The organism is Lachnobacterium bovis (assembly GCF_900111325.1).
Taxonomy (GTDB): Bacteria; Bacillota; Clostridia; order Lachnospirales; family Lachnospiraceae; genus Roseburia; species Roseburia bovis_A.
This window is the reverse complement of record NZ_FOGW01000020.1, coordinates 33112-46884: the sequence shown is the minus strand read 5'-3', so window position 1 is coordinate 46884 and position 13773 is coordinate 33112. Positions and strand designations below refer to the sequence as shown.

Genomic DNA, 13773 nt, shown 5'->3' with positions numbered 1-13773 from the left:
GGTGGAATTCTCACCAGCATATGCACGTGATCTGGGCATATTTCCGCCTCGATTATCTCTACATGTTTTCTTTTACACAACATGCTGAGAATGTTGGCTATGTCTTGTCGCAATTGCCCATATGCTACCTTTCTTCTGAATTTTGGCGCAAATACAATATGGTACTTACATTCCCACTTTGTATGTGATAAACTATTCATGTCCATCTTGGACCACCTCCTGTAATATTTAGCTTGGCTGGCGAACCAAAGTTATTATATCACGGGAGGTTTTTACTGTAAGCTAAAGCGTCTGTTGTCCCCCTGCATAGCAGGGGGTTTATTAAAACCTTGCTACACAATAAAAAAAAATCTATGGAGCCACTTTAGACACTCCATAGATTTATAGTATTTTATGAAATTTTTATTACTGTACACGAAACCATTGGGATTTTTAATTCAAAACATTTTGTTCCTTTTAAAATCTTCAAAGGTACATCTGATGCTTTATCATCATATACATAGACCTCAAGATTTTTGCCAATTATTTTGTTTTCTAAAATCTTACCTAAATTAAGCTTTTTACTTCTAATGTTTGCATTATAAATCACTATCAAATCATCTATAGTATATAAAACTATTTTCTCGTTTAATTTATAAAAGGCTATACTTTTATTTATTTCATTTTCTGTAATTAACTTAAACTGATTAAATTTTTTTCTAACCGCAATCAATCCCTTATAATAATTTAGCATTTTCTTTTTCTCTTCATTTAAGTTATATTTAATGCTATTTATTTCCTTGGACAAATTGTAACTATTTTCTGCATATCCAATAAATTTATCACCATCATACATTTCTTTACTTCTTAATATTTCTTCTCCTTGCAAGAAAAAAGGAATCCCTTGCGAAGTAAAGACGATTGCTGCTGATAATCTGTTTTGTGCGAGTAACAATTTTTTCTTATTAATTTTTTTAAGCTTGCTACTTTTTTTAATATTTTCATCATAAACTATGTTAAGCTTGTCCCAAAGTGTATAATTATCATGACAAGAAACATAATTAATGATTTTACATGCATTATCATTCCATGGTCCGTTAAAGGAATAAGAATAATTCGAATAATCAACCTGATAATGCCTTATTGCTCCGACAACAGAAAATGCTATATCATTTTCCATTTTATTTCCTCCATTTACAAATCCCATACTGTCATTATAAAAAACATGTCCCTTTATTGAGTCTCTAATATCATCTGAAAAAACTCCTATTTTTTCTAACTGTTTAACATTTTCTTTTAAAGCTAATAATTTATTCTCTAAGCCACATTGTAATGCATACCATCCTTCTCCATATAATATGATGTTAGGATTTATTTTTTTAAGTTCTCTAGATATAAGATTCATTGTTTCTATATCAATGCAGCCCATAAGATCAAATCTAAATCCATCAATATGATACTCTTTTGTCCAGTAACATACGCATTTAATTATATATTCTCTTACCATCTCTTTTTCTGAAGCAACTTCATTTCCACATCCAGAACCATTTGAATATGATGAATTAGTTTTTCTGAAAAAATAATCTGGTTCAATTTTCTGAAAACAAAAATCCCCTAATGAATATGTATGATTAAATACAACATCCATAATTATTCCTATATTGTTCCTATGTAAAGTGTTAACAAGCTCTTTAAATTCTTTAATTCTAGTATTTCCGTCGAATGGATTTGTCGAATAAGATCCTTCTAACGAAAAATAATTTACCGGATCATACCCCCAATTATACTGCATACCATCATTTTTGCTTTCATCAATACTTCCAAAATCAAAAAATGGCATAATTTGAATATGAGTTACCCCCAATTTTTTAACATAATCTATATATTCTTTTTGTGCCATTCCAAGGAACTTGCCCCTGTACTTTTCAGGAATATCTATGCTTTTATCATTTGTCGCATCTGCAATTGAAGTCTCCATTATAATCGCATCGTTTTCTCTTTTTAATGACACATATTTGTCATTTTCAAACCCTTCTGGATTAGTATCCTTTAAATCACAAACCATCGCCCTTATGCCATTTACTCCAACTGCAACAGCATACGGATCTTGTGCAATTATTGTTTTACTGTTTGTTACTTCAAAATCATAAAATTTATTTTTTAAATTTTTGTTAATGGTAACCTTCCAAAAATTTGAACTATCTTTTTCTAATTTATAAGAATTTTCTTTTTCCCCAAATGAATCCTTATAAATATTTACATTTACTGCTTTCGCACTTGGAGACCATAATGTAAAAGTAGTTGTTCCATCATCATTTAGCAAATTCTCGCATAATGTATTTATAGTTTTCATTAAATTCCTCTTTTCCTTTTGTTGTTTTTTATTATTTTTGTCGTTACTATTAGCTATTGCTATTAGTTTTCGTTTTTTTTCGAACCTATAAATATTATATTTTATAACAAATATTTTTGCAAGAATTTGCTTTAAAAATAATTTTTTTATTGTCTAATCAGTATTATTTAGTTATTATTAGACATTTTTATCATATTTTCCAAAACTTTGTATGCCTTATTATTGTCTATCATTTTCCTTGCTAGTTCAATTCCTTCTTCTATGCTGTTTACTGTTTTACCGATGTATAGTGTCGCCCCCGCATTAAGTAATACTATATCTCTCTTTGGTCCTTTTTCTTTTCCCTGTAAAATATTTTTTGTAATCAATGCATTTTCATTATAATCTCCTCCTCTAAGCGCATCTAAAGATACTCTTTTAAATCCATACTCTTCTGGAGTAATGACATAATTTTTTATCCTATTGTCAATAATCTCAGTCACGTAAGTTTCACCGGTCAAAGTAATTTCATCCATATTGTCATGCCCACTTACGACCATTATTCTTTCAACTCCTAACTTAGCCATTGCTTTTGCAATAACTTCTGTTAATGATTTGTCATACACTCCTATTAACATATTTTTTGCTCTTGAAGGATTTGCCATCGGCCCTAAAATATTAAAAACAGTTCTAACTCCTAACTCTTTTCTTACTCCTCCAACATACTTCATTGCTGGATTAAAAGCTGGTGCATACATAAATCCTATTCCTACTTCATCAACACATTTTTGAACTGTATTCAAATCCGAGCATATATTTACACCTAGTGCTTCTAAAACATCGCCCGAACCACACTTAGACGAAATAGAACGATTTCCATGCTTTGCTACTGGCAAACCAGCAGCTGCAACCACAAAAGCTGAGGTTGTTGATATATTAAATGAAAACGTACAATCTCCGCCTGTACCCACCAAATCGACATAATTTGATACTTTCGGCGATATATTATTTGCTTTTTTCCTTAAGACAGTAGCCAATCCTATTATTTCATCTAATGTCTCTCCTTTTAATCTAAGCGCAGTAAGAAAAGCTGAAATCTGAACAGGCGTTGCCTTGCCTGATAAAATTTCTTCTTGTGCACACATAGCTTCACTTGTTGTTAAGTTTTTTCCTGCTACCAATTTATTCAACAATTGTTTCATATACTTCCTCCTTATAAAAAATCATTTAATTTAGATGCTTTTCTTATCTATTTTATTTTCATCTCCAATGTATCCTTAAATTTCTTCGAATACTCATAGGCTTCAGACACTGAAAAATCATTTTCCATTAACACTTCTATTAAACGAGTACCTACTATTACTCCATCTACCTTATCTATTATTTTTTCTACATCATCATATTTTCTTATTCCAAATCCCAATGCAATTGGAATACTAGTTTTATTTTTCACTGTTTCTAAATAATCTTCTACTTCATTATAGAAATCAGCATTTTGTCCAGTTACACCCATAGATGAAACACAATAGACAAAACCTTTTGCATTATTTAGTATCATATCCATTCGATTTTTTGAAATCGGAGAAACTAATTGAATTATAAATATCTTGTTTTTCGCATATTTATCAATTTCATTTTGCAATTCATCCTGTTCTTCAAATGGTAAATCTGGCACAATAACTCCATCAACCCCAGCATCAACGCACATTTTTACAAACTTTTCTAATCCGCAAAAATATATTGTGTTATAATAAAGCATAAATATTACCGGAATTTTTAAGCCTTGTTTTCTAACCTCTTTTAAACACTCAAATGTTTTAATTAAATTTGCACCTTTTTGAATTGCATCAAATGAAGCTTTTTGAATAACAGGCCCATCCGCTATTGGATCAGAAAAAGGAATTCCAAGTTCTATTAAGTCAACTCCAGCCTTTTCTTGTGAAAATAATATTTGCTTAGTTGTTTCATAATCAGGATAACCTGCTGTAACATAAGTAATAAACGCTTTTTTGTTTTCATTTTTTAAATTTTCAAAGCATTTTTCTATTCTATTTTTTGATTCATTTTTCCCTATTTTATTTGTTATTATACTTTCCATATTATTCATATTTTCACCTCATATAATTTTTTCTTTTTAATATATATGTTTTTTACGTAATGGTTTTTAAATAATGGTTTTAAGCACAACATTTTTCATACCATATATTTATTCAACCCATTTTAAAGCTAATTCAAATACCCTTTTCCGTTAACATAATCTGAAATTGTATTAACGTCTTTATCCCCTCTACCAGAAAGATTAATAATCATTGACTGATTTTCATTCATTTCTTTTGCTTTTTTTAAAGCATACGCAACAGCATGTGCACTCTCAATAGCTGGAATTATTCCTTCTTCCTTACATAATAAAAGTAATGCATCCATTGCTTCATCGTCCGTAATTGATGTATAATAAACTCTTTTCGTTTCCTTTAAATAAGCATGTTCTGGACCGACACCTGGATAATCTAAACCTGCCGAAATAGAATGTGCTAATTTAACGTTTCCATTTTCATCTTGAAGCAAATATGATTTCATACCATGCAAAATTCCAATTTGTTCTCCTGCCATAGCAGAAGCATGCATTGAAGTATCAATTCCACATCCTGCTGCTTCAACTCCTATCAATTCAACATCTTTATCATCTAAAAAAGATGAAAAAATGCCTATTGAGTTCGATCCTCCACCTACACAAGCTATTACAACATCTGGATTTTTTCCTTCTGCCTCGATATGCTGTCGTTTAGCTTCTTTTCCAATTATGCTTTGAAAATGTTTGACAATCTTTGGATAAGGATATGGACCAACTGCAGATCCTAGAACATAAAATGTATCCTCCGCATTTTTTGCCCATGTTCTTATTGCTTCATTTGTTGCATCTTTTAACGTATTGCTTCCAGATTCTACACTTATAACTTTTGCGCCTAACATTTCCATTCGCAAAACATTTAATTTTTGACGTTCTATATCTTCTTTACCCATGAAAATACTACATTCCATTCCAAATAAAGCTGCTCCAGTTGCCGTTGCAACACCATGTTGTCCTGCGCCTGTTTCCGCAATAACTTTTGTTTTACCCATGCGTTTAGCCAATAATAACTGCCCAATAACATTGTTAATTTTATGAGCTCCTGTATGATTTAAATCTTCTCTCTTTAAATAAATTTTTGTTCCAAATTTCTTACTTAATTTTTCTGCAAAATATAGTGGAGTTTCTCTTCCTACATATTGTTTCATATAATAGTCAAATTGTTTTTTAAACTGTTCATCATTTTTAGCTTTTTCAAATTCTTTGTCTACTTCATCTAATACACTCATCAACGATTCCGCCACAAATCTTCCACCAAATCTTCCATAATAACCCTTTTTCATCTGATTATTAATTTCAACTTCACATTTTTTTACTTCATCAACAAATTTCATAATTTTTTCCCTATCCTTTCTATACACTTTCTTATTTATATAGTTGCATTCAACCTCCAATGATGACGAAACATCGACAATTTCTGGATAAAATGTTTTTATTCCCTCTGACACATTTTGACAATTCAATCCTCCTGCTAAAACAAGTTCACAATTATTATTTTTTCGAAATGCTTTTAGCAGCTTTCTAAATCCAATATCATTTTTCCAAGAAAAAGTTTTACCACTTCCAAAATTTTTATTATCAAAAACAATTGCTTGAATTTTCTTTTTTAATTTGTTTGATAATGAATCAAATTTTTCTATATAATGTTTCAAATCATCTGAATTCTCAACATTAAATGCTAACCATAACGGAGCACTTATTTTTGTCAGCAGGTCACTATCAAAAAAATCATCTCTTTTGGTATGAATTTGAATTATATCAAAATTGAGTTTTTTTATTTTTTCAATAAGTTCTTCATCTGGATCAACTGTTACGGCAACTGTCTTAATACGATCTCTTAGATTGTCCATTAATTTTTTTGCTTTAGATATTTCAACATACCGTTTACTATTTTTATAAAAAACAAATCCAACATAATTTATAGCAAACTCATTGATATAAATTATCTCTTCCTCTCTTGTAACACCGCATATTTTAATTTTCATAAACAACATCTCTTCCTTTTTTGTATGTATTTTTGATATTTTTTGCCACTAAAGAAGGTTGCCATGCTTCCATCAAAAACTGTCCTACTAAAAAGGCATCAATTTGTGTATCTGCTAAATACTCTATATCGTATAAAGAATATATTCCACTTTCTGAAATAAAAACTTTATCATCACCAACCAGCTTTCTTAACCTTTTAGTCGTATCTAAATCAATTTTAAAATCATTTAGATTTCTATTATTAACTCCTATGATACGAGCATCTAGTTTTAGCGCTCTTTCCATCTCTTTCTCATCGTGAACTTCTACTAAAACATCTAACTGTAAACTTCTCGCCAAATCATAAAAATAGCTTAATTGATTATCATCTAAAATTGCACAAATTAGAAGAAGAGCTGAAGCTCCAATTGCTTTTGATTCAAAAATTTGATACTCGTCTATCACAAAATCTTTCCTTAAAATTGGAAGTTGTGTTAATTTTTTTATCTGTTCAAAATATTCAATACTCCCTTTAAAATAATCAACCTCCGTCAAACATGATATTGCATCGACTGATTCATTATATTCTGCAATTCTACTTCTTAAATCTATTTTTGAATCAAAATCACCTGCACTTGGCGAAGCATTTTTGAATTCACCTATTATTGAAATTCCATCCTTTTTTAGATTTAAAATAAAATTATTTTTATCAATTTCTTTTAAACCACTTAATGCAATTTTTTCTAATCTTTTTAGTGGAATCCTTTTTTTTTGCTTTTCTAAAAATGCGATTTTTTTCATAACGATATCATCTAAAATCAAGCCTTAACACCTCCTCTTTTTATTTATCATTTTTCTTTTCCTATTAGTTTTATTTTAGTTTTCATTTTAGTTTTCATTTTAGTTTTCATTTTAGTCTTCATTTTAGTCTTCATTTTAGTTTTTATCTTTTTCTCCTTCCTATCGATTTTTTTAACAAAAAATCCCTAATAGTTTCTTACTGAAACTACTAGGGACGACTTTTAAATCGTGGTACCACCCATCTTCATTGTATATTTTTACAAAAAAAGCTGACATCTACAATTAGACATCAGCCACTAATTCATACAATCTCACCAGATACGGATTTATCATTAAAAAAGCTAACTCAAAATCGATATCCTCCCCATGTAACGTTAGGAAACGGCCTCAGCTACTTTTAATTCACCTAGCATCTCACGAATCCATTCCTCTAGATTAAATTACAAATTCACACCAACCATTTGCTCTCTGAAAATCATCCTCTAAAGTACTTACCTTCGATCACAGATTTTAAATTATTTAATTATATCTTTCAATTCGGTAATTATTATATTTTTGACAAACATTTATTTCTTGTAGTAACAATTTACTTACACAAAGTATATAATACCTAATATTGTGTGTCAACTCTTTTTTATAAAATTATAAGAACAAAAAATTATATTCCCTATAATTTTTATTTATATCACATTAGTAATACTTAGTTTATCTACTTCTCTTCTATTCTGTTCATGAAATCAGGTCCTAAATTTCCTTCTTTCCAATGCTTTCTACACAAAGCAATATATGAGCTATTTCCACCTAGGACTACTTGAGAACCTTCTCTAATAATACCATTCTTATTAAATCGAGCATTACATTTTGCTGCTTTAGTACACCAACATACTGTTTTTATTTCTTCAATAGTATCAGCCCATGCAAGTAACCACATACTACCCTCAAATAATTCATTTCTAAAATCTGCTCTTAAACCGTAACAAATTACTGGAACATCTAAATCGTCAACAATATGAGTAAAAAAGTTTATTTGATCTTTTGTACAAAATTGAGCTTCGTCTATAATGATACAATCATATTTTTTTATTTCATCATCTGAAAATTCAACTAATTCTTCTGTTAAAATACAATCATTTTGCAAACCAATTCTTGATTTTACTATTCTTTCCCCATCTCTTGTATCCGTTCTAGGTTTAGCTAATAAAGCACTTTTTCCTCTCTCAAGATAATTATACTGAACCATTAAAGCATTTGCTGTTTTAGAACTTCCCATTGCTCCATATCTGAAATATAATTTGGCCATGTTATTTCCTCTCTTATTCATTTCGTAATAATTTAATCTAATAAAACCATATTCTCTATCTTTTCATAAAGCTTCTTTGCAAACAAAAATGAGGTAAGCTAATGCCTACCTCATTATTATACACCAATAATTAACTTAATAAACGTTAAATTATTTTACTTGGTTGAATTCTAATGGTTTACCATTCATGAATCCTGTAGCATTCTTTAATGTTGTCTCAGAAATAGCGCTTAAAGCTTCTTCTGTGAAGAATGCCTGGTGAGAAGTAACAATTACGTTAGGGAATGAAACTAATCTTGATGTAATTGATGTCTCAAGAATTTCATGACTTCTGTTTTCAAATACGTTGTTACGTTCTTCTTCGTAAACGTCAAGACCTACACCATGGAATTTGTGTGCACGGATTCCTTGGATTAAGTCATCTGTATCTACTAATTCACCACGAGATGTGTTAACAAGGATAACGCCATCTTTCATTGTAGAGATAGTTTTCTTGTTGATCATGTGGTAGTTCTCATCTGTAAGTGGGCAGTGGATAGAGATTAAATCAGCCTGAGCTAATACATCATGTAAGCTCATGTACTCGATAAATTTTAAATCTTTGTTAGGGAATTTATCATAAGCGATAACTCTCATACCAAAACCAGCACAGATTCTAGCCATAGCAGCACCGATTTTACCTGTTCCGATGATACCAGCTACTTTACCGTGTAAGTTTCTACCTTTTAATCCGCCTAAACTAAAGTCGTTCTCACGAACTTTGATGTATGCTTTGTGAATTCTACGGTTAACTGCAAGTGCAAGAGCCATAGCGTGCTCAGCTACTGCTTCTGGAGAGTATCCTGGTACTCTGAATACGCTGATGTTGTGAGCTTTAGCAGCTTCCATATCAACGTTGTTAAATCCAGCGCAACGAAGTAAGATAACTTTTACGCCTTTTTTAGCTAATTTAGCGATTACTTCAGCACTGAAATCAGAGCTTACGAAACCACATACTGCTTCGTGTCCGTCTACTAATGAAGCTGTTCTAATGTCAAGATCAGACTCGATATAATCAAGTTCAATACCTTTGTGATTTTTTACTTCTTTGTTGAATGATTCGATGTCATAACTTTTCGCATCATAAATTAGGATTTTCATGAATGTTCCTCCTTGAAAATAAATATTCATCAATAATTTTTTTACCTACGACACATTTCGATTTGTCGGTATATATTATATACCTTTTGTATACAAAATACAATAGTTTTAAGATTTTGTACGCGAATACAGACATTTTCATGCATTTTACTTTACGCACTACATTTCAATGCTTTATTTTTGTTATCTGCTATAATTCTTGTACTCAACCTTACTCTATTTCGTCAGATTGACAAGTTTTTTAAAGCTTGTCATTTATTATATTTGTATAAAATTTTTCCTACTGCTGTATAATCATCTTCACTAAAATCTGAGTTTTTATTTAAATCTTTTTTTAATATTGAGTTTTTTTCACCTTTATTATTTATACCACCATAAAAATACGTCAATTTATAGTGATCAATATCTTCCCTGATGCTAGCATATAATTGTTCGTTTTTGTCACTATTGCCACACATTCCACAATCACTAATCATTATTGGCGTTCCAAAATCAACACTCTTTTTGAAGTTTTTTATAGCAATTTCAACATTTTCAATATCCTGGTTACCTACATCAACTGAAAAAATAATATTATATGTATTAAACTCATTTTTTTTGATAGAATCAATTTTTATATGTGTATAAGGAATATTAATTGCTAGTAACGAATTATTGCTATTCTCTCTTAACGCAAAGATTATTTCCTTGATTAGTTTTTTATATTTTTTCCAATTATTGTTACTAATCTTGTCGCTCTTTGTTACTTCCTTTACAATACCAGTTTTTTCATCATAGTCTTTTATATCAATTGGATCTAGTCCTTCATTTGTTTTTAACTTGATAGCAAACATCATATTAGATGTTCCACTAACATATTGCAGACATTCTGAGTAAAATTTCGATACATCTTCCATTGGAGAATCTAACAAAACATCTCCTTCAATCATTACAAACAAATCCAATTTTTTTGCGTTTTGTACAACTTGACTCAATTTTTGTTTTATTTCCTTGGAATTTTTGCCATTATATGAATCATTTTCTTTTGTAACATCAACAGATACTTTTATTCCATTAATCTTCCAATTTTTTTTAAAAAATTCCATCGTTTCATAGTTAATATAATTTGAATTTAAATCAATATTAATTCCTCTAATTGCAATTGGACAACCACTCTCATTGCATATTTGTGTACCAATAACCTCCACTTTTGATACTTTTGATGGATTTAATTCCATAACAAGATTATTATCTGACACCTTTTTTTCTAAATCATTCTCTTCTTCATTTGAACTTTTGGGTATTTTATTTTCGAATTCAATTTCATTTTTTGTGATAGCTATCCTATCTTTTTTCTTATTATTTTGATCATCTTTGGTATTAAAAACCATAATTACAGATATTATAATGATTAAGATTATATTTGCGATTATTATTCGTATTCTAAGAGATAAGTTTTTGTTCATATTTCACCCTCCTAAACTTCTTGTCATTACCCTTTCTTTTTTACCTTCTTATATATGTATATTTTATATGAGTTTGTTATAAATGTTAATATACACTTAACATTTATATACTCTTATTATTAACATATACTTAATATATCGTTTCAAAAAATTTCAAATTAGATATTGACATTTAATTTATTATTATTTTTTTATTTTTATAATATTTAGTACGGCAAAAATATGAACAAACTTATCATTTTTTTTAATTTTCTTCTATTATTTTTTCTTCAATAAAGTACATTTTTGAGCTAAAATCTTGAAAATATCTTACTTTATCATTGTATCCAGTTGCACCGTAGGCTTGTGTCAACTTAACTCCACCTTTCATAAATGCACTACCTGATGATAAATAAACTTCTGTTTCACCTGGCATTGATACAAATTTAGATACTAAATGCTGTAAAAATGATTTATTTTTTATATGTATTGGAGACTGAGTATTAATTAAATCCCCAAAATTTTTTATATTTTGTTTAATTACTCTATTTGTAAACAAATATTTTCTATCATTTTCTAGACCTTTCAATTTGAACATATTAAAAGTCGTATTAGCATTTACAAGTTTCTGTAAAATCATTCCAATCGCTGTTGTCTTATCTTTTGAAACAACTATCCATTGATACAAGTTATCTGTATTTTTTCTGTCATATCTATAAAAATCACCATACAAAAAGACTTGTCTGTATTTTTTATAAATTTCAATCTGCTCTTTTATTTCGTCCAATTCTTCTTTACTCATATCGCAAAGATTACATTCATAACCAAACGAAGCAAATGCAGCAACATTGAATCTTGTATCTAGTGGCGTTTCTCTAAGTGTCTGATGATTTGGGCATGCTGAAACATGTGCTGTATAGCAACTTTGCGGATATCCGTAACTATAGTTATTTTGTGCCCCAACTCTATAGATTGCATCAGTGTCATCACTTGCCCATATTTGTGGAAAATAAGATAAAATACCTAAATCAAATCTATTTCCACCTGCTGAGCAGCCTTCAAATAATATATCTGGAAATCTTCGTGTTAGTTCTTCCATAATTTTATATAAGCCCATTACATAACGATGCGATAATTCTTTTTGAGCAAAAACACCTCTTTGTGCTAAAGCATTTGAATAGTAATCACTAAAAATTCTATTCATATCCCATTTTACGTATTTTATATTCGCAGACGAAAAAACTTTAGTCATTGCTTCAATTATGTAGCTTACTACTTCATCATTTGACAAATCTAAAATTCTTTGATTTCTTCCTTCAGAATGTGGCTTATCTGGATGACTTACGCACCACTCTGGATGCATACGATATAATTCACTATCGACATTAACCATCTCTGGTTCAACCCACAAACCAAAATCTAAACCTAATGCATTAATTTTATTTGCCAATCCTTCAAGACCATTTGGAAGTTTTTGAGTATTTTCAAACCAATCTCCAAGTGAACATTTATCATTGTCTCTTTTTCCAAACCAACCATCATCTAATACAAACAATTCTATGCCAACATCTTTTGCAGCTTTTGCAAGTTTTAATAATTTTGATTCGTTAAAATCAAAATATGAAGCTTCCCAACTATTAATTAGTATTGGTCTATTAGCATATTTATATTTTCCTCTTGTTATATGTTCACGAACAAATTCATGCATATTATGACTCATTTCATTAAATCCTTTTGCTGAATACGTCATAACTGCTTCAGGTGCTTCAAACGCTTCTCCTGCTGCTATTTTAAACATAAAATTAGTTGGATTAATTCCCGTTACAACACGAAGCTTGTGATTACTTGCACATTCAACAGCTTCATAATGATTTCCACTATAAATCAAATTAAATGCATATACCTCGCCAAAATCCTCTGTTGTATTTTCTTTTGACAACATAATAAATGGATTAGCTCTACTTGAAGATGTACCTGTGTATGATGAATTCACATGCTTTCCTGCTGTCACTTTAAACTCATGTTTTTCCATCTCTCTTGCCCATGCTCCATTAAAAGTTGTCAAAACATAATCATCTGCATCTAAATCAAGCTGTGTACTCATTAATCGTTCCACACAAATTGATTTATCTTCGTTTCTGTTAACAATTTTAGCCGATCTAGTAATTACATCCGTATCCTCATAAACAAAATAATGCAATTGCAATTCAATTTTTGCATTATCATCTAAAAGTATTACTTCTAAATGATCAACGCCCTCTGCCATATCATATGACCCTGGTAAAGTTTTAAATTTTTCTTTTCCTTTTGTTATTTTGGCCTCTTTAAAAAGAAAATCTGATGTAAATAATCCATCCTCACCTGTAACAATAACAAAAGGTTCTCTTATATCACCTTTTCCATAAGATGAAAACTCTAATCTTTCATCTTCTAGCGTAAGATTAACATTATCATTGTTATATAAAACTGTATTACCTGCAGCAAATTCATGCTTTTCATACAAAAAATCTGCCTCATCTTCAGAGTCTATTTTAATTTTTTCTCCATAATATAAATGTTCTAAATGTTTAGTCTGTGTAACCCTAAAACTATAGGTTGTGTTACTTGTGTCTAATTGAAAATAATTACCATATTGTTTTATCATATCTTTCATCAAATCCTTTTTGTGTATTCATAATCTGTTCTAATTACAACACTTTTGTCA

The 13773-nt window shown here is 29.8% G+C and carries 10 protein-coding genes and 1 other annotated feature; all 10 genes read right to left on the bottom strand.

All coding sequences use genetic code 11. The features are described 5' to 3' along the window. On the bottom strand, nt 1-206 hold a 206-nt coding region (gene tnpA / locus BMY79_RS09000; RefSeq protein ID WP_143065838.1), incomplete at its 3' end, for an IS200/IS605 family transposase. A gap of 185 nt (nt 207-391) precedes the next feature. After that, entirely contained in the window at nt 392-2332 is a 1941-nt protein-coding gene (gene pulA, locus BMY79_RS08995) for a type I pullulanase (RefSeq protein ID WP_022749420.1), read from the bottom strand. 167 nt (nt 2333-2499) lie between these two features. Then, on the bottom strand, nt 2500-3513 hold the full coding sequence (gene trpD / locus BMY79_RS08990) for an anthranilate phosphoribosyltransferase (RefSeq protein ID WP_074730795.1): 1014 nt from the start codon (nt 3511-3513) through the stop codon (nt 2500-2502). A gap of 47 nt (nt 3514-3560) precedes the next feature. Next, on the bottom strand, nt 3561-4418 hold the full coding sequence (trpA, locus tag BMY79_RS08985) for a tryptophan synthase subunit alpha (protein ID WP_242838657.1): 858 nt from the start codon (nt 4416-4418) through the stop codon (nt 3561-3563). Between the two features lie 119 nt (nt 4419-4537). After that, a complete protein-coding gene (gene trpB, locus BMY79_RS12640; RefSeq protein ID WP_074730794.1) occupies nt 4538-6424 on the bottom strand; it encodes a tryptophan synthase subunit beta in 1887 nt (628 codons plus the stop codon). Then, nucleotides 6414-7226, bottom strand: a complete 813-nt coding sequence (gene trpC, locus BMY79_RS08975; protein WP_029067355.1) for an indole-3-glycerol phosphate synthase TrpC — start codon at nt 7224-7226, stop codon at nt 6414-6416. The genes trpB and trpC overlap by 11 nt, the downstream gene beginning before the upstream one ends. Before the next feature lie 186 nt (nt 7227-7412). After that, nucleotides 7413-7719: a binding site (T-box leader), on the bottom strand. A 195-nt stretch (nt 7720-7914) separates the two neighbouring features. Further along, nucleotides 7915-8505 (bottom strand): thymidine kinase, encoded by a 591-nt coding sequence (locus BMY79_RS08970; protein ID WP_022749414.1) that lies wholly within the window; start codon nt 8503-8505, stop codon nt 7915-7917. A gap of 150 nt (nt 8506-8655) precedes the next feature. After that, nucleotides 8656-9645, bottom strand: coding sequence for a 2-hydroxyacid dehydrogenase (locus tag BMY79_RS08965; RefSeq protein WP_027421942.1), 990 nt, complete (start codon nt 9643-9645; stop codon nt 8656-8658). A gap of 251 nt (nt 9646-9896) precedes the next feature. After that, nucleotides 9897-11090 (bottom strand): cellulase family glycosylhydrolase, encoded by a 1194-nt coding sequence (locus tag BMY79_RS08960; protein ID WP_027421941.1) that lies wholly within the window; start codon nt 11088-11090, stop codon nt 9897-9899. Nucleotides 11091-11334: 244 nt separating this feature from the next. Beyond that, entirely contained in the window at nt 11335-13722 is a 2388-nt protein-coding gene (locus BMY79_RS08955; RefSeq protein ID WP_330390118.1) for an alpha-galactosidase, read from the bottom strand. Between the last annotated feature and the right edge of the window lie 51 nt (nt 13723-13773).

What these genes read in the sequence shown, in the direction of transcription:
- pulA (WP_022749420.1), bottom strand. Translation starts at nt 2,332, where the DNA reads ATGAAAACTATAAATACATTATGCGAGAATTTGCTAAATGATGATGGA.
- trpD (WP_074730795.1), bottom strand. Translation starts at nt 3,513, where the DNA reads ATGAAACAATTGTTGAATAAATTGGTAGCAGGAAAAAACTTAACAACA.
- trpA (WP_242838657.1), bottom strand. Translation starts at nt 4,418, where the DNA reads ATGAATAATATGGAAAGTATAATAACAAATAAAATAGGGAAAAATGAA.
- trpB (WP_074730794.1), bottom strand. Translation starts at nt 6,424, where the DNA reads ATGAAAATTAAAATATGCGGTGTTACAAGAGAGGAAGAGATAATTTAT.
- BMY79_RS08970 (WP_022749414.1), bottom strand. Translation starts at nt 8,505, where the DNA reads ATGGCCAAATTATATTTCAGATATGGAGCAATGGGAAGTTCTAAAACA.
- BMY79_RS08965 (WP_027421942.1), bottom strand. Translation starts at nt 9,645, where the DNA reads ATGAAAATCCTAATTTATGATGCGAAAAGTTATGACATCGAATCATTC.
- BMY79_RS08960 (WP_027421941.1), bottom strand. Translation starts at nt 11,090, where the DNA reads ATGAACAAAAACTTATCTCTTAGAATACGAATAATAATCGCAAATATA.
- BMY79_RS08955 (WP_330390118.1), bottom strand. Translation starts at nt 13,722, where the DNA reads ATGAAAGATATGATAAAACAATATGGTAATTATTTTCAATTAGACACA.